This window comes from Sphingomonas sp. 22R3R2A-7 (genome assembly GCF_036856055.1).
In the GTDB taxonomy this organism is placed as follows: Bacteria; Pseudomonadota; Alphaproteobacteria; order Sphingomonadales; family Sphingomonadaceae; genus Sphingomonas.
The window spans coordinates 418,601-441,341 of the sequence record NZ_JASPFR010000001.1 but is presented as its reverse complement, the minus strand read 5'-3'; the positions used below and the strand labels follow the sequence as shown (position 1 = coordinate 441,341).

Genomic DNA, 22,741 nt, shown 5'->3' with positions numbered 1-22,741 from the left:
CCGCGTTCCTAGATCAGCACCGCGCCCGGCAACCGGGCGAGTCTCCGACGCCGGGAAACGGCGCCATGCGGGCAAAGTCCCGCCAATAAAAGGGTTATCCCATTGGCCGAAAAAACTGGCTCGCTTCAGGACCTCTTTCTCAACGCGCTGCGTCGCACGAAGACGCCCGTCACGATGTTCCTCGTCAAGGGCGTCAAGCTCCAGGGGATCGTGACCTGGTTCGATAATTTCTCCGTCCTGCTGCGCCGCGATGGGCAGTCCCAGCTGATCTACAAGCACGCGATCTCGACGATCATGCCCGCGGGTCCGATGGACATCGACTCGATCGTCGCCTCGGTCGGCGAAAACCAGAAGAAGCAGCCGCTGCTCCAGGAGATCTTCCTCAACGCGGTCCGCAAGTCCGAAGACAGCGTGACGATGTTCCTCATCAACGGCGTGATGCTGCAAGGGCAGATTGCAGGGTTCGACCTGTTCTGCATGCTGCTGCAGCGCGAGGGCATGGCACAGCTCGTCTACAAGCATGCGGTGTCGACGATCCAGCCTGCGCGGCCGCTCAATCTCGCCGAAGAGACCGACGAGACGGACGACGGAGCGGACGAGGGATGATCGGTACGATGACGGGACCATCGGTTTGAGCACTGGCTTCGAACGCGATCGCGACGATTTCGCGCGCGGCATGCGTGCGATCGTCGTGCTGCCCGATCAGGGCGATGCGACGCGCGACGTCGATGCGCGGCTGGAGGAGACCACCGGTCTTGCCGCCGCGATCGGCGTGGTCGTCACCGAACGCATCGCCTATCGCGTCCGGCAGGCAAAGCCGGCGACGCTGATCGGGAGCGGGCAGGTCGAATTGCTCGCGACGCAGGTCCGTCTCGAAGAGGCCGGGCTGGTCGTGTTCGACGCCAGCCTCAGCCCGATCCAGCAGCGCAATCTCGAAAAGGCGCTCGAGACCAAGGTCATCGACCGGACGGGTCTGATCCTCGAGATCTTCGGCGAGCGCGCGGCGACCGCCGAAGGCCGGTTGCAGGTCGAACTGGCGCATCTCGACTATCAGGCCGGGCGGCTCGTCAGAAGCTGGACGCATCTCGAGCGTCAGCGCGGTGGGTTCGGTTTTCTCGGCGGTCCGGGTGAGACCCAGATCGAGGCGGATCGCCGCCTGATCCGTGATCGCATGGCGCGACTGCGCCGCGAACTCGAACAGGTCAGCCGGACGCGCGGGCTTCACCGCGACCGGCGTCAGCGCGCGCCGTGGCCGGTGATCGCGCTGGTCGGCTACACCAATGCCGGAAAGTCGACGCTGTTCAACCGGTTGACCGGCGCGGACGTCATGGCGGAGGATCTGTTGTTCGCAACGCTGGATCCGACGCTGCGTCAGATCCGCCTGCCGGGGATCGACAAGGCGATCCTGTCGGACACCGTCGGGTTCGTGTCCGACCTGCCGACACAGCTCGTCGCCGCGTTCAAGGCGACGCTCGAAGAGGTCGTCTCGGCCGATCTGCTGATCCATGTGCGCGATATCGCGCATCCCGACACCGAGGCGCAGCGTGCGGACGTCGAGACCGTGCTCGCGGAGATCGGCGTCAACGATACGACGCCCCGGTTCGAGGTCTGGAACAAGCTCGATCTGCTCGATCCCGCCGATCACGAGGAAGTGGTGGGCGAGGCCGCACACCGCGATGACGTCGTGGCGATCTCAGCGCTGGGTGGGGAAGGGGTCGACGACCTCATCGCGCAGGTCGCGGCAAGACTGACCAATGCGCATCGGCGCTATCACATCACGCTGGACGCCACCGACGGGGCGGGGGCCGCATGGCTTCACGCGCACGGACAGGTGGTCGACAGCCACGATGACGGTCTCGAGACGACCTACGACGTGCGTCTCTCGGAAGCGGACTATGATCGGTTCAGCCGCCGCGACGCTTGACGGCCTGCCATAGCTCTTCCTTTCCGGCGAGCGTGAGGGCGGCAAATCCGGAGCCCGCTTCGTGCTCCATCGCACGGAAGCGGGCTTCGAACTTTGCGTTTCCACGCCGCAGGGCTGCCTCCGGATCGATGCCGAGGTGACGCGCCCAGTTGGTCACCGCGAACAGCAGGTCGCCCATTTCCTCGGCCACCGTATCGGGCCCCGCAGTCGCGATCTCGTCGATCTCCTCGTGCACCTTGGCGAGCGGACCTGCCGCATCGGGCCAGTCAAAGCCGACACGGGCAGCACGCTTCTGCAGCTTCTCGGCGCGTGCCAGTGCCGGCAGGCCGAGCGCCACGCCGGTGATCGCGCTGGTGTCGGCGGCATCGTCCGACTTCGCCATCCGCTCGGCAGCCTTGATCGTCTCCCAGCCGGGCGACGCCGACGCATCGCCGAAGATATGGGGATGCCGGCGCTCCATCTTGTCGGCTATCCCATCGACCACGTCCGCCAGCGTGAACGCGCCGGCATCCTCGGCGATCTGCGCGTGGAAGACGATCTGGAGCAGCAGATCGCCGAGCTCGTCCTTGAGATCGGCAGGGTCGTCGCGCTCGATCGCGTCGGCCACTTCATAGGCTTCCTCGATCGTGTACGGTGCGATCGTCGACCATGTCTGGACGCGGTCCCATTCGCAGCCAGCGACCGGATCGCGCAGACGTTTCATGATTTCGGTCAGGCGCTCGATCATCGGGGGACATCCTGTTGGCTGACGCTACCAATCCGCCCATTTGCAAGATTGATAATATACATTATGTTAAATATCGTGTGAGAACACTTTACGCGGTGAGGACCATCCCGTCATATCCGGGCTCGACCCCCTCGGGTAGTTCCGCACGCAGCGACGCATAGTCCATGCTGTGATCCATGTGGATCAGCGCGGTACGGCGCGGCTGGAACCGCTCGACCCAATCGAGCACCGACGATAGCTGCGGATGCGTCGGATGCGGTCGCTTGCGCAGCGCATCGACGATCCAGACGTCGAGCCCCTGGTACAGCGCGGTCATCGCATCGGTCATCTCGTGAAAATCGGTCGCGTAGCCGATCGACTTTCCCGCGGCCTCGAACCGCAAGCCCGCGGCGGTGATCGAACCGTGCGGCTGATCCGTGACGGTTATGTCGATCCCGCCGATCGTCAGCCTGTCCGGGAGGACGTTTGCTGCAATCGTCGACGGATAACCGCTGCGTCCCTTGAACGCATAGGTAAAGCGGGACTCGAGCGCGGTCAGCGTCGATGCCCGCGCATAGCCGACGACCGGCTTCCCCATGGCGTGAAAGACCTGCCGGAGATCGTCGATCCCGTGGCAATGATCGGCATGATCATGCGTCCAGATGACCGCGTCGAACGTCGCGACATCCGCCGCGAGCAGTTGCTCGCGCATGTCAGGCCCGGTGTCGATGAGGATCCGCGTATCCTCATGCTCGATCAGCGCCGAAACGCGGGTACGGCGGTTGCGAGGCTCGGTCGGATCGCAGGCACCCCAGTCGTTGCCGATCCGCGGCACGCCCGACGACGTGCCAGAGCCAAGTATCGTTACTTTCACGCCGAGGCCTCATCCTTCGTCTTGCTGAAGAGCGCGTGGAAATTCTCTGCGGTGCGGCGTGTCAGGCTTTCGAATGTCTCACCGCGCAGTTCGGCAAGGAACTTCGCCGTGTCCGCAACGAATCCCGGTTCGCCCGTCTTGCCCCGGTTCGGCACCGGCGCCAGGAATGGCGCGTCGGTCTCGATCAACAGCCGCTCGATCGGCAACCGTGCCGCGACCGCCTGGAGATCACGGGCATTCTTGAACGTCACGATCCCCGACAACGATATGAAAAGCCCAAGATCCAGCATCTTGTCGGCGAATTCTCCGCTCGCCGTGAAACAGTGGATGACCCCCGAATAGGCCCCCTTCCCCATCTCCTCCATCAGGATCGCCGCGGTGTCGTCTTCGGCATCGCGCGTGTGGACGACGATCGGCAGCCCGGTCTGTCGGGCAGCGTCGATATGCGCCCTGAAGCTCGCCTGCTGGCGTTCGCGATCCGACGTCTCGCGGTAATAGTCGAGCCCCGTCTCGCCTAGGCCGACGATCCGCGGATGTTTAGCGCGGTCGACGAGCGTCGCGGCATCGAGCAGGCCGTGACTATCGGCCTCGTTCGGGTGGATACCGATCGTCGCCCAGACATCCGGCTCGCGCTCGGCAGTTGCAACCACGGCATCCCATTCGCTCTCGCGCGTCGAGATATTGAGCATCGCGGTGACACCGCGTGAACGCGCCCGCTCGAGCACTGCCGGCTGATCCTCGACGAGACCCGGGTAGTTCAGGTGGCAATGGCTATCGGCAAGCATCAGGCTTCGGCATCCTGCGGCAGGTCCAGCCGAGGAAACGCGCCGGTCGGCGCGACGATCCTGAACGCGCTTGCCGCGGTCCGTGCATACCAGCCATCGTCATCGATCGCGGCATGATCGCGCGCATCGGCACCGATCTGGTCGAGCACCTTGCCGGCGGCGCTCGGTACGACGGGGATGATCGCGATCGCCAGCATGCGGATCGCGCGGACGAGCGTGCCGAGCACCGCGTTCATGCGCTCGGGATCCGTCTTGCGAAGCGCCCAGGGTGCCTGCGCGTCGATATACTGGTTGCAGGCGAAGACGCCGCGCATCCACGCCTCGATCGCGTGCGACAGAGCGAGATCGGTGAACCCTGCCTTGAATGCCGCGCAGGCGACGATCACCTCCTCGATCAACTGCCCGTCGGCAGGATCGACGGTCCCCTCCGCGGGAAGCGCGCCGTCGAGGTTCTTGGCGATGAACGACAGCGTCCGCTGCGCCAGATTGCCGAAGCTGTTCGCCAACTCGGCGTTGACGCGTGTGACGATCGCCTCGGGCGAATAGCTGCCATCCTGGCCGAAACTCACGTCGCGGAGGAAGAAATAGCGCAGCGCGTCGACACCGAACGCATCCGCCAGCGCCATCGGATCGACGACGTTGCCGACCGACTTCGACATCTTCTCGCCGCGCGTCAGCAAGAAGCCGTGGCCGAACACGCTTTTGGGCAGCGGAATGTTCGCCGACATCAGGAACGCGGGCCAGAACACCGCGTGGAAACGCACGATGTCCTTGCCGATCAGATGCAGGTCCGCCGGCCAGAACCGGGCCAGATCGGAATCCGTTGTGTCGGTATGCGGGCCGGTATGCGGATAGCCCGTTCCGGTCAGGTAATTGGTCAGCGCGTCGACCCAGACATACATGACGTGTCCAGGGCTGCCGGGCACGGGCACACCCCAGTCGAAGCTGGTCCGCGAGACGGACAGGTCGGACAGCCCGCCTTCAACGAACCGCATGACCTCGTTCCGGCGGCTTTCGGGCCGGATGAAATCGGGGTTTGCCGCATAGAGATCGAGCAGCGGCTGCTGATATTTCGACAGGCGGAAGAACCAAGTCTCCTCCGCGGTCCATTCGACCGGGGTCCCCTGCGGCGAGCGACGATCGTCGCCCTCGCCGGTCAATTCGGCCTCGTCGTAAAATGCTTCGTCGCGGACCGAATACCAGCCCTCGTACCGATCGAGATACAGATCGCCCGCGTCCGCCATCGCCTGCCAGATCGCCTGGCTCGCGGCATAGTGATCGGTGTCGACGGTGCGGATGAACCGATCATACGAAATCTCAAGACGATCGGCCATCGCGCTGAAATAGGACGACATCTCGTCGGCGAATTCGCGTACCGGCACGCCCCGGTCGCGCGCGGCCTGGACCATCTTGAGCCCGTGCTCGTCGGTACCGGTCTGGAAGAGCACGTCGCGCCCCGCCTGGCGCTGGAAGCGCGCGATCGCGTCGGCGGCGATCATCTCATAGGCGTGGCCGATATGCGGTCGCCCATTGGGGTAGTGGATTGCGGTGGTGATGTAAAAAGGATCGGCCATGTCGCGCTCCTAGAACATCCCCCGGAGCAGGTGAAGCCACCGCGTGGCGACGCGGTGCACGCCCTCCCCCGGTTCAGTCGTGGAGCGTCGCGACGAGGCCCGCCATCTCGAACACGGTGGCCTGCGCATCGAGCGACAGCCCGATAGCCGCCCCCGCGAGATCGCGTGCCGCCGCGTGCGCGTCGAGCGCGGCCTTGAGCCGCAGACCCGAGCGTTCGCGTGCCGCCAGCGCGATAAACGCGGGCACGCGGTCGAGAAACGCCTCGTACCGCGGCTGTGCGGGCTTTCCCGCGAGCGCCTTTGCCAGCCGCAGTCGCTGCGCGTTGTCGCGGTCGCCATCGCGCGCGATGCGGGCGATCGCGGTGTCGATCCCGGCGAGATCCAGCCCTGCATAACGCAGCGCCTTGCCCGGTGCGCCTTCGCTGGCGGGGACCAGCGCCTCGACTTCGCCGTCGTCGAGATCGGGACGCGCCGCACGGATCGCGGCCGCGACCTCGGCGGGTTCGAGCGCCCCGAACCGCAACAGGCGGCACCGCGACCGGATGGTCGGCAGCAATCGCCCCGGCGCGTGGCTGACCAGCAGGAATATCGTCCCCGCGGGCGGCTCCTCGAGGTTCTTCAGCAGCGCGTTGCTGCCCCCGCGCTCGAGATCGTCGATCGCATCGATCATCACGACCCGGCGCGGCCCCATCGACGGGGTCGTCGCGAACAGCGGCTGCAGCGTCCGGACCTGCGCGATCGAGATGCTCCGCGCGATGTCCTGATCGGGCTTGTCGGGATCCTTGGGCAGGCGCGCGAGGACGCGAAAGTCGGGATGCGATCCGGCCTCGATCAGCGACCGCGTCGGATCGTCGGCGGGCACATCAAGGCCGGGCGGCAGCGACGATCGCTCGTCTCGCGCTTCGGCCAGCATCCGCATCGCCGCGATACGCGCGAACGTCGCCTTGCCGACGCCGGGTGGCCCGGTCAGCAACCACGCATGATGCAGCGCACCACCGTGCATCGCTGTTACGAACGCCGCCTGTGCAGCGTCATTGCCGAACACCCTGGTCACAACATCGCCCCGTGATGCGTCCGCGGATCGGGGATCGCGCGTGCCGCCGGATCGCGCATACGATCCGGCGCGGTGCGCATCATCCGAAGAAGCCCGTCAGCCCCGCCCACGCGCGACCGAAGAACCCTGCCTCGGCGACATCCTTCTCGGCGACCAGCGGCATCCGCTGCTCGACGCCGTCGGGCATCGAAACGACGAGATCCGCGATATGCTGGCCGGCCTTGATCGGCGCCTTGATCGGCCCCTGATAGACGACCTTGGCATTCATTCCGGGCGACGTGCCCGCGGGTACCGTGACGGTCAGCGCCTTGGGCGCGACGAGCCCGACGGTCGACAGATCGCCCAGCTGGACCGACGCGTCTTCGACCTTGCGGCCCTTCGCGACGATCGGCTTCGACTGCCACGCACGGAAGCCCCACTCCATGAACCGCACCGACTCGTCCGCGCGCTGGTTGAAGCCCGTCAGGCCTGCGACGACCATCACAAGGCGGCGACCATTCTGTTCGGCGGAACCCACGAAGCCGAACCCGGCTTCCTCGGTATGCCCGGTCTTCAGCCCGTCGGCACCCGCGACGCGGCCGAGCAGCGGATCGCGGTTGGCCTGCGTGATCGCGCTGCCCCCCATGGTCTTGCCCCACGTGAAGTCGCGCTTCGAGTAGAATTGCTTGTAGAGCTTGGGATGGTTGGTGATCGTCGCCGCGGCGAGCGTCGCGAGGTCATGCGCGGTGACATAGGTCACGCCGTTGTCGGGCCAGCCATTGGACGTCCCGAAATGGCTGTCCTTGAGGCCGAGCTGGGCTGCCGCGCGATTCATCCGCTCGGTGAACGCCTGCTCCGACCCCGAAATCGATTCCGCGAGCACGACGCACGCGTCGTTCCCCGACAGTGTCACGATCCCGTACAGGAGATTGGCGACGCTGACATTCTCGCCAGCCGACAGGAACATCGTCGAACCCGCGGACGGGCCATGCCATTTTGCCCAGGTCTCGGGGCGAACCTGGACCATCTGGTCGAGCTTGAGCTCGCCCTTCTTGACCATGTCGAACGCGACATAGACGGTCATCATCTTGGCAAGCGATGCCGGCGGCATACGGCGGTCGGCGTCCCGCGCGAACAGCACCGCGCCCGACGACAGATCCTGCATGTACGCGATCGGTGCCGCAGTCTGGAACTGCGGTGCGGCGGCGATCGACGGCGTCGCCAGCGCGACCAGCGCCAGCGGCGCGGCGATCAGGCGGGGACGGATCGCCGCACTGAAAGCGTGATGGGCAATCGCCGCGAGAGGTGCGGCCGACAGGGTCTTGGACAGCTTCGTCATGGGTATCCGTACGTCAAAAGAGGAACGCGGTATCGGGGCAAGGTCCCGCGCCGCCTTGGGCTTGCCGCCGCACCTTAGCCCGGCGGCACAACCGCGTCACGCGCGTGTTCCAGGATTTTTATGCGGCGCTCACCGCTCGACCGCATCGGCGAGAAGCCCGACCGACAACGCATAGAAATTCGAGCAGTTATAATCGAGGATCACGCGGTAATTGCCCGTCAGCAGATAGGCCGTCGCTCCCGGGCCATCGGGCTCGAGCAGCGTCGCCATGACCGGGTCCGCGGGCAGGCTCGCACCCTGCGGGGCAATCCCCAGCGCCCGCCATTCCGCCATCGTCCGCCACCCGCTGTGCCGCTCGAAGACCCGGGGGCAGCGCGGCGAAATCAGGCGGTTCCGGATCTGCGTCCGGTCGAAACCCGAAGGCACCGTGACCGCGACACCCCAGGGCTGGCCCGCGCGCCAGCCGGCATTGGCAAAGTAATTCGCGATCGACGCCAGCGTGTCCGCCGGGCTGTTCCAGATGTCGGCACGGCCATCGCCATCGCCGTCCCGCGCAAGCCTGAGATAGATCGAGGGCAGGAATTGCGGGTTCCCCGTCGCCCCTGCCCAACTGCCCTTCAGTTGTTCGCGCGTGACGCCGCGATCGAGCATCTTCAGCCCTGCGATGAATTCGCCGGCGAACAACGTCCGCCGACGCCCTTCATAAGCGAGGCTCGCCAGCGAGCGCAGCAAGTCGAAATTGCCCGTGTAGCTGCCATAGTTCGTCTCATGGCCCCAGATCGCGACCATGATCGACTCCGGCACGCCCGTCTCGCGCTCGATCCGCTGCAGCCGGCCACGCTGCGCCAGATAGGTCTGTCGCCCGCGCCCGATGCGCGCGGCATCGACATGCTGGGCACGATAGGGGGCAAACGCCGGGATCGCGCTGCTCGAACCGCTGCCCGGTTGCGCACGATCGAGCGCGATCACCCGGTCGTTCAACGTCAGCGTCGGAAACACGGCATCCGCGGTTCGCGCGGTGACGCCGTCGGCCAGCGCCTGCTGTCGAAGCTGGCCCAGATACGCCTGGAATCCGGCCTCGTCCTGCGCGTAGGCGGGCCGAGACCCTGCCCCCGCGATGATAAGCGCCGCAACAGCGGTCACACAGAGCCGGCCAAACCGACGCGCTGTCTTTGATGATCCCCACATGGCGGCCGCTCTGCCATAGGGGCACCCGGATCGGAACCCCGCCCACCGCAGGGATCGCACAGACCGACGCGGCAAGGTCCCCGGGGATGCACAAGAGGCGTGTCGGGCGTCACTGACGACGCGACCGACTGCTGTCACTTATATACACATACGGCGCACAAGTTTCCCATCCGTTTACGATGCAATTGCCCGGCATATATCAATAACAATGACATAACCATCGGCGAAGTCTTTGCAGCCCTCTAATCCGCAGTATTGAGATGATTGGCGTATATTGACTCATCACGTATTGGCTTTAGTTCCAGCAGGTACAAAGGAAACACAGAGAGCGGGGCTATCAGATGCACACAGTGGCGCGGTCCGAATACGGTTCATCGGCAACATCGGAAATCGATATTTATCTGGAATCGCCGCCGCCTAAGGGATTTGTGAAAGTTGATGCGCTTTGGGTCCGGCGATCGCGGATAGCTGCCGGCTGGATACTTGACGCGACATCCGGTAATCTGCCTGCGGTCGTCGACATCGGTTGCGGACAAATGTCGATCAGCGCGTTTCTCCCCGCGCACACGCTGTATATCGGCTGCGATCACGTTGCACGCGATCTCGATACCATCGTCATCGACCTGAACGAGGCCGGCCTGCCCCTGTTCGATGTCGCCGACGCGGTGATGCTCGGCGTCCTTGAATATATCGACGACGTCCCGGCGCTGCTCGCACAATTGCAGCAATTCGAACGGATCACGCTGTCCTATTGCACGCATGCCTTCTGGCGCTCGGGCACCAAGCGGACGCGGTATTGGCGCAACGCCTATTCGGCGCGGCAGTTCAAGGCACTGCTGCGCGCCGCCGGGTTCGAGATCGTGCGCCAACGCTATCTGCGCGTCGGCGAGATGCTGTTCCAGATCAAGCGCGCCGCCTGACGGTCGGGTCGCCCGGCATCGCGCCTCGTCCATGGTGCGATGTCAGGCCCCGGTCCTTTCAATGACGACGCGGCAGATGAGCAGATGCCCGATTTCGACGGGACGGGTGACGAAGCCGCTTGCCTTTGCCGAAGCGCAACCGCTAAGGGCAACGGCGTCGGGGAGTGGCGCAGGCTGGTAGCGCACCTGGTTTGGGACCAGGGGGTCGCAGGTTCGAATCCTGTCTCCCCGACCATTGTACGTCTGTCGTACAATCCTGGCTGTTTAGCGCTCACGCAAACGGCCTCTTTCACACAGATACACGTGACACCCTCATGGGCTCCAGAACTCCTGAGGTCCGACGATTGTCAGCGTCACGACCGCGCACTCTGCTACCGTCATGGATCGACGAGGATCCGCGCACCCTACGCGGGCAGAGCATCGACCTCCCGCCGTCAAAGACCGCGAAACGTATCCCCAGCGCGTTATTTTGCTGTCCAGGCGGCACAGAGCAGCGGCGGCGCGTTGTCCCAGCTTCCTACCGGAACGGGATATGATGCCGAAAACACTGACTATTATCGGAATGGGCGCCTGCGGCGTCGCTGCGTTCGCCGAAGCGGTGACCCGGCTCAGCTATGATCCCGGCGATGGCTGGCTGATCCATCTCATCGAACGGGATGACGCGCTTGCGCGTGGGCTGGCGTTCGGCACCGAGCAGCCCGGGCATCTCCTCAACACCGAGTCCCGACTGATGGGGCTGTACGATCAGGAGCCGGGTCACTTCCGGACCTGGCTCGAGGCGCGGCGCGCGCAAGCGGGTACGCCGCTCGATCCCGATGGTGTCGAATATCCCCAGCGCCGCGAATATCGCCTATATATGCGCGACGTCCTCGATCGCGCGCTCGATCGCGCGCGTACCGCGGGGATCGACGTCCAGATCCATCACCAGGAGGCCGTGAGCATCGAGGGCAACCATGTCGCAGCGAGCATAGCCCTGTCCGACGGCGCGACGATCGCGACGGACATCGTACTCCTGACGATCGGCACGCCCGATCCGGACCGGTTCGGCACGCTCAATGGCGCGCCCGGCTATTTCGACTCCCCTACCCTGCGCATCGGATGACGGAGCATATCGCGCGTGACCAACCGGTCGTCATTCTGGGCAGCGGGCTCAGCGCGATCGACGCGGTCATGACGCTGCTCGACAATGATCACCGGGGGCACATCCACCTGATTTCCAAGGAGGGGATGCTGCCACGCGTCGAAATCCCCGCGCCCGAGACAGGCTATGAGCGGCGGTACCTGACGCTCGAAAACGTCCACCGCCTGATCCGCGAGCGCGGCGCCGCCTTCTCGATCGTCGATCTGTTCCGGCTGTTCCGGATGGAAGCCGAGACCGCGGCCGATCGCCCGATCGATTGGCAGGCTGAGGACCGCTATGGCGGGGACGCGGAGGCCGCGCTGCTGCACGACATTGCCGTCGCCGAGGCGGAAGAAGAGCCGTTCCAGCGCATCCTCACTGCCGCAAGACATGACTCCACGGCGATCTGGAACCTGTTGCGCCCGGTCGACCAGAAGCGGTTCGGCAAATGGCTCGCACCGCATTTCGCCGCGGCACGGTTCGTTACACCGATGGTCAACGCGCGTCGTCTCGCCGATGCGATGGCCCGCGGCCTGCTCACCGTTCGGGGCAGGATCGACGAGACCGTCGCGGACGAGGATGGCGCGGGCTTTACGGTCACGTTCGACAATGGCGACACGCTCGAGACGCCGATCGTCGTCAACGCCACCGGACAGGCGACGACGCTGGACGAGATGAAGGAGCCGCTGATCAAGGACCTGCTCGCCAAGCAGTGGCTGCAGCCGCATCCCGTCGGAGGCGCGATCGCGCACCGGGCGACGTGCCGGATCATATCCGCGACACGCGACGCGCCGCGTCTCTACGCGCTCGGCCAGTTGCTCAACGGCGAGCTTCGCGACACCAATGCGGTGTGGTTCAACGTCGAATGCGCGGGCCGCGCCGTCGATGACATCCTGCGCCAGCGATGAGCGCGATCGGCAACATCGCCGCGGCATTGCTGCCGCTCTACGGCGTCATCCTGATAGGCTGGGCCGTCGGGGGGCGTCTCCCGTGGGCGGCGAAGCTCTTCTCGACGATCCTCGTCTTCGGCCTCATCCCGCTCCTGGTGATCGACAAGGTGCTGGCTGCGGAAACGCGGCAACTTATGGTGATCCCGCCATTGATGTTCGCCGTCGCCGCGCTGATGAGCATCCCGGCACACCGTCTGGCGCAACGGCTCGGCAACGATTTCGACCCCAAGCTCCTGTCCGCGTCCTTCTCGTTCTTCAACGTGGCGTTCTTCGGCGTTCCGGTCAGCCAGGCGCTGTTCGGCGAGGTCGGCGCATCGACGGTCATCTGCGCGTATATCGGCAGCGCGCTGTATGGCGACACGATCGGCTATTTCCTGATCGCGCGTACCAAGGAGGGCGCGCGCAAGGCGGCGACCAAGGCGTTGCGCGTCCCGATCGTCTATGTCGTGATCGGCGCCATCATCGCCAAACTGGCGGGCGTCACGATGCCCGAGGCGGTAAAGCCCGTCCTGTCGATTGCCGGCACGCTCGTCTCGGTCCTCGGCATGGCAGTGATCGGTCTGAACCTCGCGGAAACCGGCCGTGACGACTGGCGACCGAAACTCATGACGCGCATCCTCGCTGTCAGGCAGGCCAGCGGTCTGATCCTGCTCGGCACCGCACTCGCCCTCGAAGCCGCACTTGTCGGGATATTGACCCCGCGCGACCGTGTGATCGTCGGGCTCGTCGCGCTGTTCCCCATCGCCAGCAACGTGACGCTGTTCGCGACGCTGCTCGACACGAACCGCAAGGCCGCAGCAGTACTCGTCGCACTGTCGAGCGCCGTATCGCTGGTGCTTGTCCTGCTGGTCGTTGGCCTGTTCCATTCGGCAATGCCGACAGGGTGACCGCGCCCTCCCCGCTCGGCGAGCCCGATCTCGCCGGGCGCGGAGCCGGTTCGAAAGTCAGGACTGCCGCTCGCCGGTCTAACGAAACGAGCCTCGCACCCGCTGTGCTCATCGACACCGCACAGATGCGAGCGTGCCTGCGTATCCGTTACCACGTGCGCGGGGGCTCTTGCGGGTCGCGTCCATGGATCGATGGTCAACGATCAGCCGCTTCGGCCGTCACCCGATGGGGACTGGATCCGCGGTCAGCGCGTGCCGCATCGCCGTCACCTCGACGTTCAGCGCCGCAAGCCGGTCGCGGGCCATGCCCGTCCGCTCGACGATCATGGGGGCCAGGCACCCTGTCTCGCGCCAACACGCCCTCCCCCGCTCGGTCAGCCGGACGCGAACCTGCCGTTCATCCGCGGGATTGCGAACGCGCGTGACGAGCCCGGCCGTCTCCATCCGTTTGGCGAGCGGCGTGATGGTGCTCGGCTCGAGCGCCAGACGCTCCGCGATCGCCCCGATCGGTACACCGTCATCGGCGCCGTTCAGGATTTGAAGCACGAGAAACTGCGGATAGGTAATGCCGAGCCGATCGAGCACCGGCTTGTAGACGCGGTTGATCGCGATGCTCGCGGCATAGAGCGAGAAGCAGAGCTGCTCGTCGAGTGGCAGCGGCGCTGGGGTCGGCATGGAATTTCTCCTCATGCCTTATGTAGCACGGTGATGATTATCGCGCAAAATAGATCTGGACAGAATGCGAGGCGCTACCTAAATTGTTTATCGCGACAACCAAAAGGAGATCAGCCATGTCGATCGACGTCAAGTACAGCACGACCGCCACCGCGACCGGTGGCCGCGACGGCCATGCCCGCACCGAGGACGGCCGTTTCGACGTCAAGCTGTCCACCCCCAAGGAACTCGGCGGCGCGGGTGGCGACGGCAGCAACCCTGAACAGCTGTTCGCGGCGGGGTACTCGGCCTGCTTCATCGGCGCACTGAAGGTGGCGGGACAGCAGCTGAAGGTAAAGCTTCCCGACGATGTCGCGGTCACCGCCAAGGTCGGTATCGGGCCGCGCAGCGCAGGCGGGTTCGGCATCACCGCGGACCTGACGGTGTCGCTGCCCGGGATCGATCGGGACGAGGCCCAGCGGCTGGTCGATACCGCGCACCAGATCTGCCCTTACTCGAACGCGACGCGTGGCAACGTCGACGTCGGGCTGACGCTAGCCTGACGGGGCCGGGCCGGAGACCCATGTCTCCGGCCCGTTCCCCGTGAGCGCCAAGCGATGTCAACCGCACGCAGCGCGCGAAGACCACCACAGCGGCGCCTAGGATAGCGGCGGCTGTCCATTGGAGGCGGTCAGGCCGCCATCGACCGGCAGGTTGACGCCGGTTATGAAGCGCGCATCGGCGCTGGCAAGGAACGCGATCGCGCCGGCGATGTCGGCGGGCTCTGCGCCGCGACCCATCGGAATGCGCTCCTCGAACTTCGCGATCAGCTCGGGCTGCTTCTTCATGCCCGCGGTCAGCGCGGTATAGGTCAGCGACGGGTTCACCGCGTTGACGCGTACCCCGTTGCTCGCCTCGTCCATCGCCAATGCGCGAGTGAAATTGCTGACAGCACCCTTCGCCGCGCAGTAGAAGCTGTGGTTCCAGTCGCCGCCGAGGCCGGACACGGACGACACGTTGATGATGCAGCCGCGGGACTTGCGCAGATGCGCGATCGCGGCGCGGCTCATATGGACGACGCCGTACAGATCGGTCTCGATCACCTTGGTGAAGTCCGCGAAATCGCCCTCGTCGAGCTTGCCGAGGTGATCGACGCCGGCATCGTTGATCAGCACGTCGATCCGCCCGAAACGGTCGATCGCTGCCTGTACCAGCGCTTCGCAGGCCTCGCGGTCGGAGACATCGGTTTCGCGGGTTTCGACGGTTCCGGCAAGATCGCTCGCGAGACGATCAAGCGCGGGCTTGTCGATGTCGCCCAGCATGAGCGTCGCGCCCTCCTCGGCAAAGCGGCGTGCGGCGCCCTCCCCGATCCCCGATGCGGCACCGGTTATGAGCACGATCGTGTCCGAGAAGCGCGCCATTACGCGTTTTCCGCCTGCACGGCGTGCTTGCCTTCGCCGAACGCCTCGACAAGCTTCGCGCAGAATGCGGGAAGGTCGTTGGGATCGCGGCTGGTGACGAGGCCTTGATCGACGACGACCTCCCGGTCGACCCAGCTGCCGCCTGCGTTCTCGATATCGGTCTTCAGCGTCGGGAACGAGGTCAGCGTGCGTCCGCGCAACTGATCGGCTTCGATCAGCGTCCACGGCGCGTGGCAGATCGCGGCGACGGGCTTCGACGCGGCGAAGAAGTCTCGTACGAACGCGACGACCTTGTGCGATCCCCGCAAGGTGTCGGCGCCGACGCATCCGCCGGGGATCACGAGACCATCGAACTCGGATGCGGCGACGTCGTCGATCACCTTGTCGACCGTGAACCTGGCGCCGGGATCGAGGTCGTTGTTGAACGTCTCCGCCTCGCCAGCCTGAAGCCCGATGACGGTCACCTTGCCACCCGCCGCCTCGACGGCGGCCTTCGGTTGCGCGAACTCGGGCTGTTCGGTGCCGCGGGGTGCGATCAGGATCGCAATGGTCTTGCCTTCGAGCTTCATGACTGTCCTTTCGAGTTCAGCGTTTCTGGAAACGGCGTCAGGCCGGAATGTCGGTGATGCGGGCCGTATTGGCCGCGGCGATCCCGGTTTGGCGGTGGCGGAAATCGCTCAGCGCGCGATACACCTGCATCCGGGCGCGCATCACGCCACCCAGCGGACGATGCGCCGCCAGGCTGTGTGCGGGACGGAACGTCATCACTTCATCGAAATAGCGTACGCGCTCGGCGCCATAGGCGGCCTGCCGCGGCAGGCGGATCGTGGCGATCGTCCGATACTCGCTGTCCTGCGTCGGCCAGTCGACCGAGCTGTCCTCGATCGGCTGCGTGTCCGCATTGGTCCACACCTGCGCACGCAGTTCGAATAACGCGTCGTTCTCGGCGAAATAGTCGATGGCCGCGTGACGAAAACCGTCCTCGTCCTGATCCGGATCGAGCCGCCAGTCGTCTAGCGCGCGTTGTTCCGCCGCCACCGGGAACGCGCCGATCTTGGCGACATGGTCACCGAAGCGAACCGGACACTGGCTGAAATAGCATTCGTCGAGCGGATGGCTGAACGGGTGACCATAGAAATCGAGCGTGGGACTGGGGCTTCCGGCGACCGCGTTCAGCACCGTGTTGATGGTGCGCGCGATTGACGCCGCCGCGCTCTTGGCACCTTCGGGCATCGGCACGGTCAGGCCGATTGTCTTGGCCTGTCGCAGGAACCCTGCGGCGGTACCGGCAGGAAACGTCGTACCGCTCGCCAGCACGAAATCCTGCGTCGGCGCGTCGTGTCCGGGAAGCCTGGCGCCCTCGACGCCGAAGACCTTGATCGCCATGCCGCGATGCGTCGACACGCGGTCGCCGAGCTTTTCGCCCGGGCCCTGCGCGAAGCGCACCGCGACCGCAAACGTGCCGAAGCTCGCGAACAACCCCTGCGCCAGTTCGGGCGGCAGATCGGCGGCGACCACCATCTCGCCGGTCACGCAGGCGGTGCTCTTCGCGTGGCTCGCACGAACCGCATGACCGTCCCGCTGCTCGACGGTCTGGCTCTCCTGCGTCATGCCCGCGATGATGCCGTCGATACTTGCCTGCTCATCGGCTTCGGGCGTCTCTATGTCGTCGCGATAGGGTAGATAGGCCATGGAGAAACTCCCGTTGAATCAGGAGTTAAACACCGCAGCGTACCGAGACGTTTCGGTACGGTTCCGGGCAGAAATCGACATCTGCGAGACGGCGCGGCGTGATGTCCGTGTGCTGCCGGACTAGCGATCATTCAATTTGTCTCGCGGCCTTTCAGCGGCGGCAGCACGTCGCTTCACGCGAACCAATCGTACGAGATCGCGACCGGAACGCGCCAAAGATTGGTATTTCTTTGGTTTTAGAATTCAAGATGTAACAATCCGGCACCATCGGGAGCCTGATTGCCGCTTCGGCGGCGCACAGCTTCTGGGGGTCCATGCTCAAGTCCGTTCTCGCAACCGGTACCGCGTTTGTCGCGCTGTACGCGGCGTCTGCCGCCCCTGCTCATGCGCAGGTCGTCGACGCAGCCACCGTCACGACAGCCGAACCGGGTCGCGACGACGATCGGACCGCTGCCCCCGAACAGCCGAACAGCGACATCATCGTCACCGGCTCGACGCGCGCGCAGCGCCGCTTCGATGCCTCCTATGCGATCAACACGATCTCGCAGACCGACATCGAGAAGATCGCACCGGTCAACTTCGCCGACCTGATCGGGCAGCTGCCGGGCTTCCAGACCGAGATCACCGGCGGCGAGGTCCAGAACATTTATCGCATCCGCGGCCTGCCCAATGACGGCGGCTTTGTCAGCTTCCAGCAGGACGGCCTGCCGCTGTTCCATGAGAATGACGGCGTCTTCTTCCGCGGCGACGCGATCCTGAAACCCGATCTGATGACCGAGCGAGTCGAGGTCGTCCGCGGCGGCCCCGCCCCCGTCTATGCAAGCTATTCGGGCGCGATCATCAACGCGATCGAGGTGACGGGGCGGGACGAGGTGCGCGGCAAGGCGCAGCTGACGCTCGGCGATACCGGCCTCTACCGCGCCGACGTGGTGCAATCGGGACCGCTCGGCGGCAACACCTATTACGCGGTCGGCGGGTTCGTGCGCTATCACGACGGCTACCGCGACAACGGCTTCCCGAACGACAAGGGCGGGCAGTTCCGCGCGAACGTCAAGCATGATCTCGACAATGGCTCGCTGCGGCTGAGCGTGAACTACGTCAACGATCACAACGTGTTCTACCTGCCGATCCCGACCGCCGACCCGCGCAATCCGGCCGTCTCGCTCGACCGCTATATCGACTATTTCTCCGGCACGATGAACTCGCCCGCGCTGCGCAACGTCAATCTGCGCTACCGCGACGGCGCCGGCGTCGTCCAGAACGAGGCGAGCGACCTCGCCGACGGCCGCCATATGCGGATGATCAACATCGGCACGCAATATGATGCGGAGTTCGACGGCTGGCTGGTCGCGGCAAAGGCCGGCTTCACCATGGGCAAGCTCGATTTCAACGCCTTCTATTCGACGACGAACCCGGTCGATGCGAACAGTTTCGCCAATGGCTACCGCGCGCGCGCGACGACCGCGTTCGGGCCGGTCGCATCGTTCGGCTATGTCGTTGCCGGAACCGCTACGCCCTATGATCCCTACGCCGCGTCGGGCCTCGTCGTGCAGGGCCAGTACCGCGACATCCATTCCAAATTCTATTCGAACCAGGTCAATCTGTCGGTCGCCAAGAAGTTCGAGACCGGCTTCGGGAGCCACGACCTCAAGCTCGGCGTCTATGGCAGCCTGTACGGTGAGGATAGCCGGACGATCTACCAGAACTACCTGATCGAGGTGGCGGGCAAGCCGAGGACGCTCGATCTCGTCGCGTACAACGCCGCCGGCACGCAGATCGGCCGCGTTACCGACAACGGCGTCCTGAACTACGCCGCGACGCTGACGCGCGGCAACTCGGACGCAAAGATGATCGCACTCTTTGCAAACGACACGTGGGAGATCGTCCCGGGGCTGCGCTTCGACGCGGGCATCCGCCACGAACGCTATAGCTACGAAGGCTATGCGGCGCTGACGGGACAGGCCAATCTCGGCGACGCGACGACGCTTGCAGACGACACCACGCGCGCCTTCACCGGCAGTATCCTGAACCAGACGGGCAAGCCGCGTGTCACCAACTGGACTGCGGGTGCCAATTACGACTTTAACCGGCACATCGGCGTCTATGGCCGCGCGTCGCATCTTGAGACGCCGCCGAGCGTCCAGACGGTCATGAGCATCAACCCGACGATCCTGACCACGATCGCTGACCAGTATGAGGCCGGGCTGAAGCTCGCCGCCGGCCGGTCCTATCTCTACGTCACGGGCTTCTACACCAATTTCGACCCGCTCAACGCGTCGTTCCTCGCGTTCGACCCGACGACGGGGCGCAACGACGTCAACATCCCGTTTATTGGCGAGGCCCAGGTCAAGGGGATCGAGTTCGACGGATCGCTCGCGCTGACCTCGTGGTTCTTGCTCAACGGCGCGCTGACGATCAGCGATCCCAAGTACAAGAACTTCCAGAGCTCGACCGGCGCCGATCCCGTCCTGGCAGAGGGCAAGCAGATCGTTCGCCAGCCCAAGATCTACGGCAATATCCGCCCGAGCTTCGACTTCGATCTCAACGGCAACGCCGTCTCGGTCTATGGCCGCTATACCTATATGGGCAAGCGCTTCGTCGACCTCTATAACAACACCGCGCTCCCGGCCTATGGCACCACCGGCGCAGGCGTCACGTTGCGCCACGGCACGTGGCAGGTGCAGGTCGTCGGCGACAATCTGTTCAACGCGCACGGCCTCACCGAGGGCAACACGCGAACCGACCAGCTGAGCGGCCAGGGCAGCGCCGAGGCAATCTATGGCCGCCCGATCTTCGGCCGGAACGTGCGTCTCGTCGTGGGCAAGTCCTGGTGAGGTTCCGCGCGGGCATCGCGCTGGCCGCGCTGTTGATCGCGAGCGCCCCGGCGGGCGCAGGCCCGCCTGCGGCAAGCGTCATCGGCGTACCGCCTGCCGGCGACCGGGTCATGGCGGCTTTGTCGCAGCGGCTTTTCCCGCTGTTCGACTCGATCGGCGCAGATCCCGGCGCGGTTGACCGGATCATCGCGAAGCCCGGCGTCACGGCGATGCTGGCGGCGCGTACGGCGCGGCGTGCCGGCTGCGGACAGGATGTCGTCTGCATCGCGCAGGCGCTGATCTGGACGCCGTCCGAAACCGCGCTTCTCGTCCGGGCGATCCCGCACGACACCGCGCATGCGGACGACGGCGCCGCTGCGCAGGCCGGGCGGGAGGTCGAGGGCGTCAATGTCATCCTGCGCACCTATGGTCTCGGCCAGGTGCCCCGCTATCCGCAGATCGACGGTGCCGGTGCGATCGATCCGCAGGAGGCCAAGGCGCGACTCCAGGCCGCGGACTGGCTGTCGCGGACGCCGCGCGCACGGTCGGCACAGCGCCTCGACACCAGCATCGATTACGCGCTGGCGCTGCTCGACGTCAGCGACCGGACCGACGCGATCGGGTTCGATCCGCTGACCGGCGGACTGAACGCGCCAGCCGTCAAGCGCGCGCGATCGATCGACTGGAAGGCGTGGCGGTACAGCGCGATGATCGTCACCGGTGTCGGTCCGGAGACCCCCGACACCGCGCTCAGCCCGTTCGGCAAATACCATGTGCGGCTCGCCGCGGACCGCTTCGCGCGTGGCGATATCGCGTTCGTGATCGTCAGCGGCGGGCGCGCGCACCCCCGCGGCACGCGGTTCACCGAGGCCGAACAGATGCGCAGCGCGCTGATCGACCGCTATGGCGTGCCCGCGGATGCGATCGTCGTCGAGCCCTATGCGCGCCACACCACGACCAACCTGCGCAATGCCAGTCGCCTGCTTGTGGCGCTGGGCGCGCCGCTCGACCGGGATGCGCTGCTCGTCTGCAATCCGGGCCAGAGCGAGACGATTGCCAGCGCGGCCTTCACGCAACGCAACCTGACGGAGCTGGGCTATGTGCCGGGCGAAGTCGGGCAGCGCCTGTCGCCGACCGAACTGAGCTTCCGGCCATCGCCCATGTCCCTGCGCGTCGACCCCCGCGATCCGCTCGACCCCTGAAAGCGTAGGGAGCGCGTCGTCCGCCCTGGCCTGCCAGCGTAGACCGCCGTCCTATGTCGGGGCAGGCTGCTCGTGCGGGACCCGTCAGTCGGCGGGTACGATCTCGATCACGTCCAACGTCGATCTCGAACCGGGGATAGGGCAAAACCAGTCGCCAGCGGCGCGCGCCGATCCGTTCGACGAGGCCCGCCATGTCGCGGTTGTGGTCGGTGCCATAGCGCATCGGATGGCGTTCGTCCGCGAGCTGCATGCTGCCAAGGAAAATACCGCGGGAATTGCTCGCGGCGTAGATCGATCCGACCGGCCGCTGCGATCCGGCGTCCTTGACGAAGCCGGAGACGCCGTCCCCCGCCCCGGCCGAGATCCGGCACGGGAACCAGCCATAGACGACGAACCGCAGGCCCGACCCCGATGGCGCGCCGAGCTTGAACGTACGGCAGCGATAGCCCCCCGCCGGCGGTATGGGGTCCTCCAGCACGCGGTCGGGTGCGAACAGATCCCCCTGTGCGGCGATCTCGCCAGGCTTGAGCTGCGCGAGCGCACTCACCCATGCGGTACGCCATTCGCGCAGCCGCGTCCGGTCCGCCGTCGTCACGAGCGATCGCCACGCCGAACGACGTGGAGCGGACCGGGTATCTACCGCGCCCCTCCCGCACGCTCCGCGCTTGCGCCGCGCGGGGTTTCGACGCGCAGCGCGCTGTCCGTCGACGATGCGCCGCCGCATCCCGCCAACAGCGTACAGGTGGCGACGCCCGCGATCCACGCGCGACCGCCCGGGCGGATCGGCACCGCCGCGGCGCGCGCTGCCGACCGGATCATGCGGCGGTCCACCCGCCATCCATCGACAGGTTCGCGCCGGTGATCGACTGCGCCTCGTCACGACACAGGAACAGCGCGAAGGCTGCGACCTGCTCGGGCGTCACGAACGCCTTGGTCGGCTGCGCGGCGAGCAGGATGTCGTTCACGACCTGCTCGCGGGTCAGGCCACGCGCGGTCATCGTGTCGGGGATCTGGTTCTCGACCAGCGGCGTCCAGACATAGCCCGGCGAGATGCAGTTGACCGTGATGCCGTCGGTCGCGGTTTCGAGCGCGATCGTCTTGGTCAGCCCCGCAATCGCGTGCTTGGCCATGACATAGGCCGATTTGTTGGGGCTTGCCACGAGCGAATGTGCCGAGGCGGTCGAGATCACCCGGCCCCAGCCCCGTTTGCGCATATGCGGGATCGCGGCGCGCATCATGTGCCACGCCGATGCCATGTTGATCGCGATGATCGCGTCGAACTTGTCGACGGGGAAGTCTGCGATCCCGGCAACATGCTGGATGCCGGCATTGTTGACGACGATGTCGCAGCTCCCCGTCTCCGCGACCGCGCGCTCGACGAGACCCGCAATCTCGTCGGGTCGTGTCATGTCGGCCGCGTCATACAGTGCGGCCGCACCGCTCGTCTGCGCGATGCCGGCGCGCGCCGCCTCGATCGCGTCGGGTTCGCCAAAACCGTTGAGCACGATATTCGCGCCCTCGGCTGCGAAGGCCTTCGCGTAGGCCAGCCCGATACCCGAGGTCGATCCCGTGATGACCGCCGTCTTGCCCTTCAGAAACATCGTCTTTCCCTTTTGCCAGCGGGTACGCCAGGATATCGTGTGTGACATGTCAAACGCG

General features: G+C 65.6%; 22 protein-coding genes, 1 tRNA gene and 1 pseudogene. 10 read left to right on the top strand and 14 right to left on the bottom strand.

All coding sequences use genetic code 11. The features are described 5' to 3' along the window. Positions 1-12 precede the first annotated feature (12 nt). Together hfq and hflX are read left to right on the top strand one after the other, a co-directional pair. The gene (gene hfq / locus QP165_RS02020) at positions 13-606 is read left to right on the top strand and encodes an RNA chaperone Hfq (RefSeq protein WP_333996912.1); all 594 of its coding nucleotides are present in this window, start codon (positions 13-15) and stop codon (positions 604-606) included. 25 nt (positions 607-631) lie between these two features. Beyond that, entirely contained in the window at positions 632-1,924 is a 1,293-nt protein-coding gene (gene hflX / locus QP165_RS02015) for a GTPase HflX (RefSeq protein WP_333993470.1), read from the top strand. On the opposite strand, the gene mazG is transcribed toward hflX, so the two are convergent. The 7 genes from mazG to QP165_RS01980 form a co-directional block, all read right to left on the bottom strand. Then, on the bottom strand, positions 1,905-2,651 hold the full coding sequence (gene mazG / locus QP165_RS02010) for a nucleoside triphosphate pyrophosphohydrolase (protein ID WP_333993468.1): 747 nt from the start codon (positions 2,649-2,651) through the stop codon (positions 1,905-1,907). The genes hflX and mazG overlap by 20 nt on opposite strands. An 88-nt stretch (positions 2,652-2,739) precedes the next feature. Beyond that, positions 2,740-3,504: an MBL fold metallo-hydrolase gene (locus tag QP165_RS02005; RefSeq protein WP_333993466.1), complete on the bottom strand. Its 765-nt coding sequence runs from the start codon at positions 3,502-3,504 to the stop codon at positions 2,740-2,742. Beyond that, positions 3,501-4,289 (bottom strand): TatD family hydrolase, encoded by a 789-nt coding sequence (locus QP165_RS02000; RefSeq protein WP_333993464.1) that lies wholly within the window; start codon positions 4,287-4,289, stop codon positions 3,501-3,503. The genes QP165_RS02005 and QP165_RS02000 overlap by 4 nt, the downstream gene beginning before the upstream one ends. Further along, positions 4,289-5,863: a methionine--tRNA ligase gene (gene metG / locus QP165_RS01995; RefSeq protein WP_333993463.1), complete on the bottom strand. Its 1,575-nt coding sequence runs from the start codon at positions 5,861-5,863 to the stop codon at positions 4,289-4,291. The genes QP165_RS02000 and metG overlap by 1 nt, the downstream gene beginning before the upstream one ends. Positions 5,864-5,936: 73 nt before the next feature. Further along, positions 5,937-6,917 carry an AAA family ATPase gene (locus QP165_RS01990; protein ID WP_333993462.1) on the bottom strand — a complete coding sequence of 327 codons (981 nt, stop codon included), beginning with the start codon at positions 6,915-6,917 and terminating at the stop codon, positions 5,937-5,939. Positions 6,918-6,996: 79 nt separating this feature from the next. Further along, on the bottom strand, positions 6,997-8,163 hold the full coding sequence (locus QP165_RS01985) for a D-alanyl-D-alanine carboxypeptidase family protein (protein ID WP_333996911.1): 1,167 nt from the start codon (positions 8,161-8,163) through the stop codon (positions 6,997-6,999). 201 nt (positions 8,164-8,364) lie between these two features. Then, a complete protein-coding gene (locus tag QP165_RS01980; protein ID WP_333993461.1) occupies positions 8,365-9,423 on the bottom strand; it encodes a lytic murein transglycosylase in 1,059 nt (352 codons plus the stop codon). 536 nt (positions 9,424-9,959) lie between these two features. Between QP165_RS01980 and QP165_RS01975 the strand changes: the two genes are divergently transcribed. The 5 genes from QP165_RS01975 (at position 9,960) to QP165_RS01955 (ending at position 13,300) form a co-directional block, all read left to right on the top strand. After that, positions 9,960-10,343: a hypothetical protein gene (locus QP165_RS01975; protein WP_333993458.1), complete on the top strand. Its 384-nt coding sequence runs from the start codon at positions 9,960-9,962 to the stop codon at positions 10,341-10,343. Positions 10,344-10,501: 158 nt separating this feature from the next. Then, a tRNA-Pro gene (locus QP165_RS01970) sits at positions 10,502-10,578 on the top strand. A gap of 300 nt (positions 10,579-10,878) precedes the next feature. Further along, positions 10,879-11,445 carry an FAD/NAD(P)-binding protein gene (locus QP165_RS01965; RefSeq protein WP_333993457.1) on the top strand — a complete coding sequence of 189 codons (567 nt, stop codon included), beginning with the start codon at positions 10,879-10,881 and terminating at the stop codon, positions 11,443-11,445. Next, complete coding sequence (locus QP165_RS01960) at positions 11,442-12,371, top strand: FAD/NAD(P)-binding protein (protein WP_333993456.1); 930 nt, start codon at positions 11,442-11,444, stop codon at positions 12,369-12,371. The genes QP165_RS01965 and QP165_RS01960 overlap by 4 nt, the downstream gene beginning before the upstream one ends. Further along, on the top strand, positions 12,368-13,300 hold the full coding sequence (locus QP165_RS01955; RefSeq protein ID WP_333993455.1) for an AEC family transporter: 933 nt from the start codon (positions 12,368-12,370) through the stop codon (positions 13,298-13,300). The genes QP165_RS01960 and QP165_RS01955 overlap by 4 nt, the downstream gene beginning before the upstream one ends. Positions 13,301-13,519: 219 nt before the next feature. Here the strand turns inward: QP165_RS01955 and QP165_RS01950 are convergent, their stop codons facing one another. Continuing rightward, a complete protein-coding gene (locus tag QP165_RS01950; protein WP_333993453.1) occupies positions 13,520-13,975 on the bottom strand; it encodes a MarR family winged helix-turn-helix transcriptional regulator in 456 nt (151 codons plus the stop codon). A gap of 116 nt (positions 13,976-14,091) precedes the next feature. Here QP165_RS01950 and QP165_RS01945 point away from each other — a divergent pair, with 116 nt between their 5' ends. Then, a complete protein-coding gene (locus QP165_RS01945) occupies positions 14,092-14,517 on the top strand; it encodes an organic hydroperoxide resistance protein (protein ID WP_333993451.1) in 426 nt (141 codons plus the stop codon). A 96-nt stretch (positions 14,518-14,613) separates the two neighbouring features. Here the strand turns inward: QP165_RS01945 and QP165_RS01940 are convergent, their stop codons facing one another. The 3 genes from QP165_RS01940 to QP165_RS01930 are packed head-to-tail and all read right to left on the bottom strand — an operon-like array spanning position 14,614 to position 17,067. Beyond that, entirely contained in the window at positions 14,614-15,375 is a 762-nt protein-coding gene (locus QP165_RS01940; RefSeq protein ID WP_333993449.1) for an SDR family NAD(P)-dependent oxidoreductase, read from the bottom strand. Next, complete coding sequence (locus QP165_RS01935) at positions 15,375-15,944, bottom strand: type 1 glutamine amidotransferase domain-containing protein (protein ID WP_333993447.1); 570 nt, start codon at positions 15,942-15,944, stop codon at positions 15,375-15,377. Before QP165_RS01935 ends, QP165_RS01940 begins: the two co-directional genes overlap by 1 nt. A gap of 37 nt (positions 15,945-15,981) precedes the next feature. Further along, on the bottom strand, positions 15,982-17,067 hold the full coding sequence (locus QP165_RS01930; protein WP_333993445.1) for a catalase family protein: 1,086 nt from the start codon (positions 17,065-17,067) through the stop codon (positions 15,982-15,984). Between the two features lie 314 nt (positions 17,068-17,381). Between QP165_RS01930 and QP165_RS01925 the strand changes: the two genes are divergently transcribed. Together QP165_RS01925 and QP165_RS01920 are read left to right on the top strand one after the other, a co-directional pair. After that, a complete protein-coding gene (locus tag QP165_RS01925) occupies positions 17,382-19,901 on the top strand; it encodes a TonB-dependent receptor (RefSeq protein WP_333993443.1) in 2,520 nt (839 codons plus the stop codon). Continuing rightward, positions 19,898-21,082, top strand: a complete 1,185-nt coding sequence (locus QP165_RS01920; RefSeq protein ID WP_333993441.1) for a YdcF family protein — start codon at positions 19,898-19,900, stop codon at positions 21,080-21,082. The genes QP165_RS01925 and QP165_RS01920 overlap by 4 nt, the downstream gene beginning before the upstream one ends. Before the next feature lie 184 nt (positions 21,083-21,266). Here the strand turns inward: QP165_RS01920 and QP165_RS19925 are convergent. From QP165_RS19925 to QP165_RS01910, 3 genes and pseudogenes are all read right to left on the bottom strand, one after another. After that, positions 21,267-21,806: pseudogene (locus QP165_RS19925) on the bottom strand (DUF4893 domain-containing protein); the annotation flags it as partial. Continuing rightward, positions 21,719-21,901, bottom strand: coding sequence for a hypothetical protein (locus QP165_RS01915; protein ID WP_333993439.1), 183 nt, complete (start codon positions 21,899-21,901; stop codon positions 21,719-21,721). The gene QP165_RS01915 and the pseudogene QP165_RS19925, both read right to left, overlap by 88 nt. Further along, positions 21,898-22,683, bottom strand: a complete 786-nt coding sequence (locus QP165_RS01910) for a 3-hydroxybutyrate dehydrogenase (protein ID WP_333993437.1) — start codon at positions 22,681-22,683, stop codon at positions 21,898-21,900. Before QP165_RS01910 ends, QP165_RS01915 begins: the two co-directional genes overlap by 4 nt. Positions 22,684-22,741: the final 58 nt, after the last annotated feature.

Coding starts and splice junctions, on each gene's coding strand:
- QP165_RS01960 (WP_333993456.1), top strand. CDS start 11,442: ATGACGGAGCATATCGCGCGTGACCAACCGGTCGTCATTCTGGGCAGC.
- QP165_RS01980 (WP_333993461.1), bottom strand. CDS start 9,423: ATGTGGGGATCATCAAAGACAGCGCGTCGGTTTGGCCGGCTCTGTGTG.
- QP165_RS01945 (WP_333993451.1), top strand. CDS start 14,092: ATGTCGATCGACGTCAAGTACAGCACGACCGCCACCGCGACCGGTGGC.
- QP165_RS01950 (WP_333993453.1), bottom strand. CDS start 13,975: ATGCCGACCCCAGCGCCGCTGCCACTCGACGAGCAGCTCTGCTTCTCG.
- QP165_RS01915 (WP_333993439.1), bottom strand. CDS start 21,901: ATGATCCGGTCGGCAGCGCGCGCCGCGGCGGTGCCGATCCGCCCGGGC.
- QP165_RS01965 (WP_333993457.1), top strand. CDS start 10,879: ATGCCGAAAACACTGACTATTATCGGAATGGGCGCCTGCGGCGTCGCT.
- QP165_RS02000 (WP_333993464.1), bottom strand. CDS start 4,289: ATGCTTGCCGATAGCCATTGCCACCTGAACTACCCGGGTCTCGTCGAG.
- metG (WP_333993463.1), bottom strand. CDS start 5,863: ATGGCCGATCCTTTTTACATCACCACCGCAATCCACTACCCCAATGGG.
- QP165_RS01930 (WP_333993445.1), bottom strand. CDS start 17,067: ATGGCCTATCTACCCTATCGCGACGACATAGAGACGCCCGAAGCCGAT.
- QP165_RS01975 (WP_333993458.1), top strand. CDS start 9,960: ATGTCGATCAGCGCGTTTCTCCCCGCGCACACGCTGTATATCGGCTGC.
- QP165_RS01910 (WP_333993437.1), bottom strand. CDS start 22,683: ATGTTTCTGAAGGGCAAGACGGCGGTCATCACGGGATCGACCTCGGGT.
- QP165_RS01935 (WP_333993447.1), bottom strand. CDS start 15,944: ATGAAGCTCGAAGGCAAGACCATTGCGATCCTGATCGCACCCCGCGGC.
- QP165_RS01925 (WP_333993443.1), top strand. CDS start 17,382: ATGCTCAAGTCCGTTCTCGCAACCGGTACCGCGTTTGTCGCGCTGTAC.
- QP165_RS01955 (WP_333993455.1), top strand. CDS start 12,368: ATGAGCGCGATCGGCAACATCGCCGCGGCATTGCTGCCGCTCTACGGC.
- QP165_RS01940 (WP_333993449.1), bottom strand. CDS start 15,375: ATGGCGCGCTTCTCGGACACGATCGTGCTCATAACCGGTGCCGCATCG.
- mazG (WP_333993468.1), bottom strand. CDS start 2,651: ATGATCGAGCGCCTGACCGAAATCATGAAACGTCTGCGCGATCCGGTC.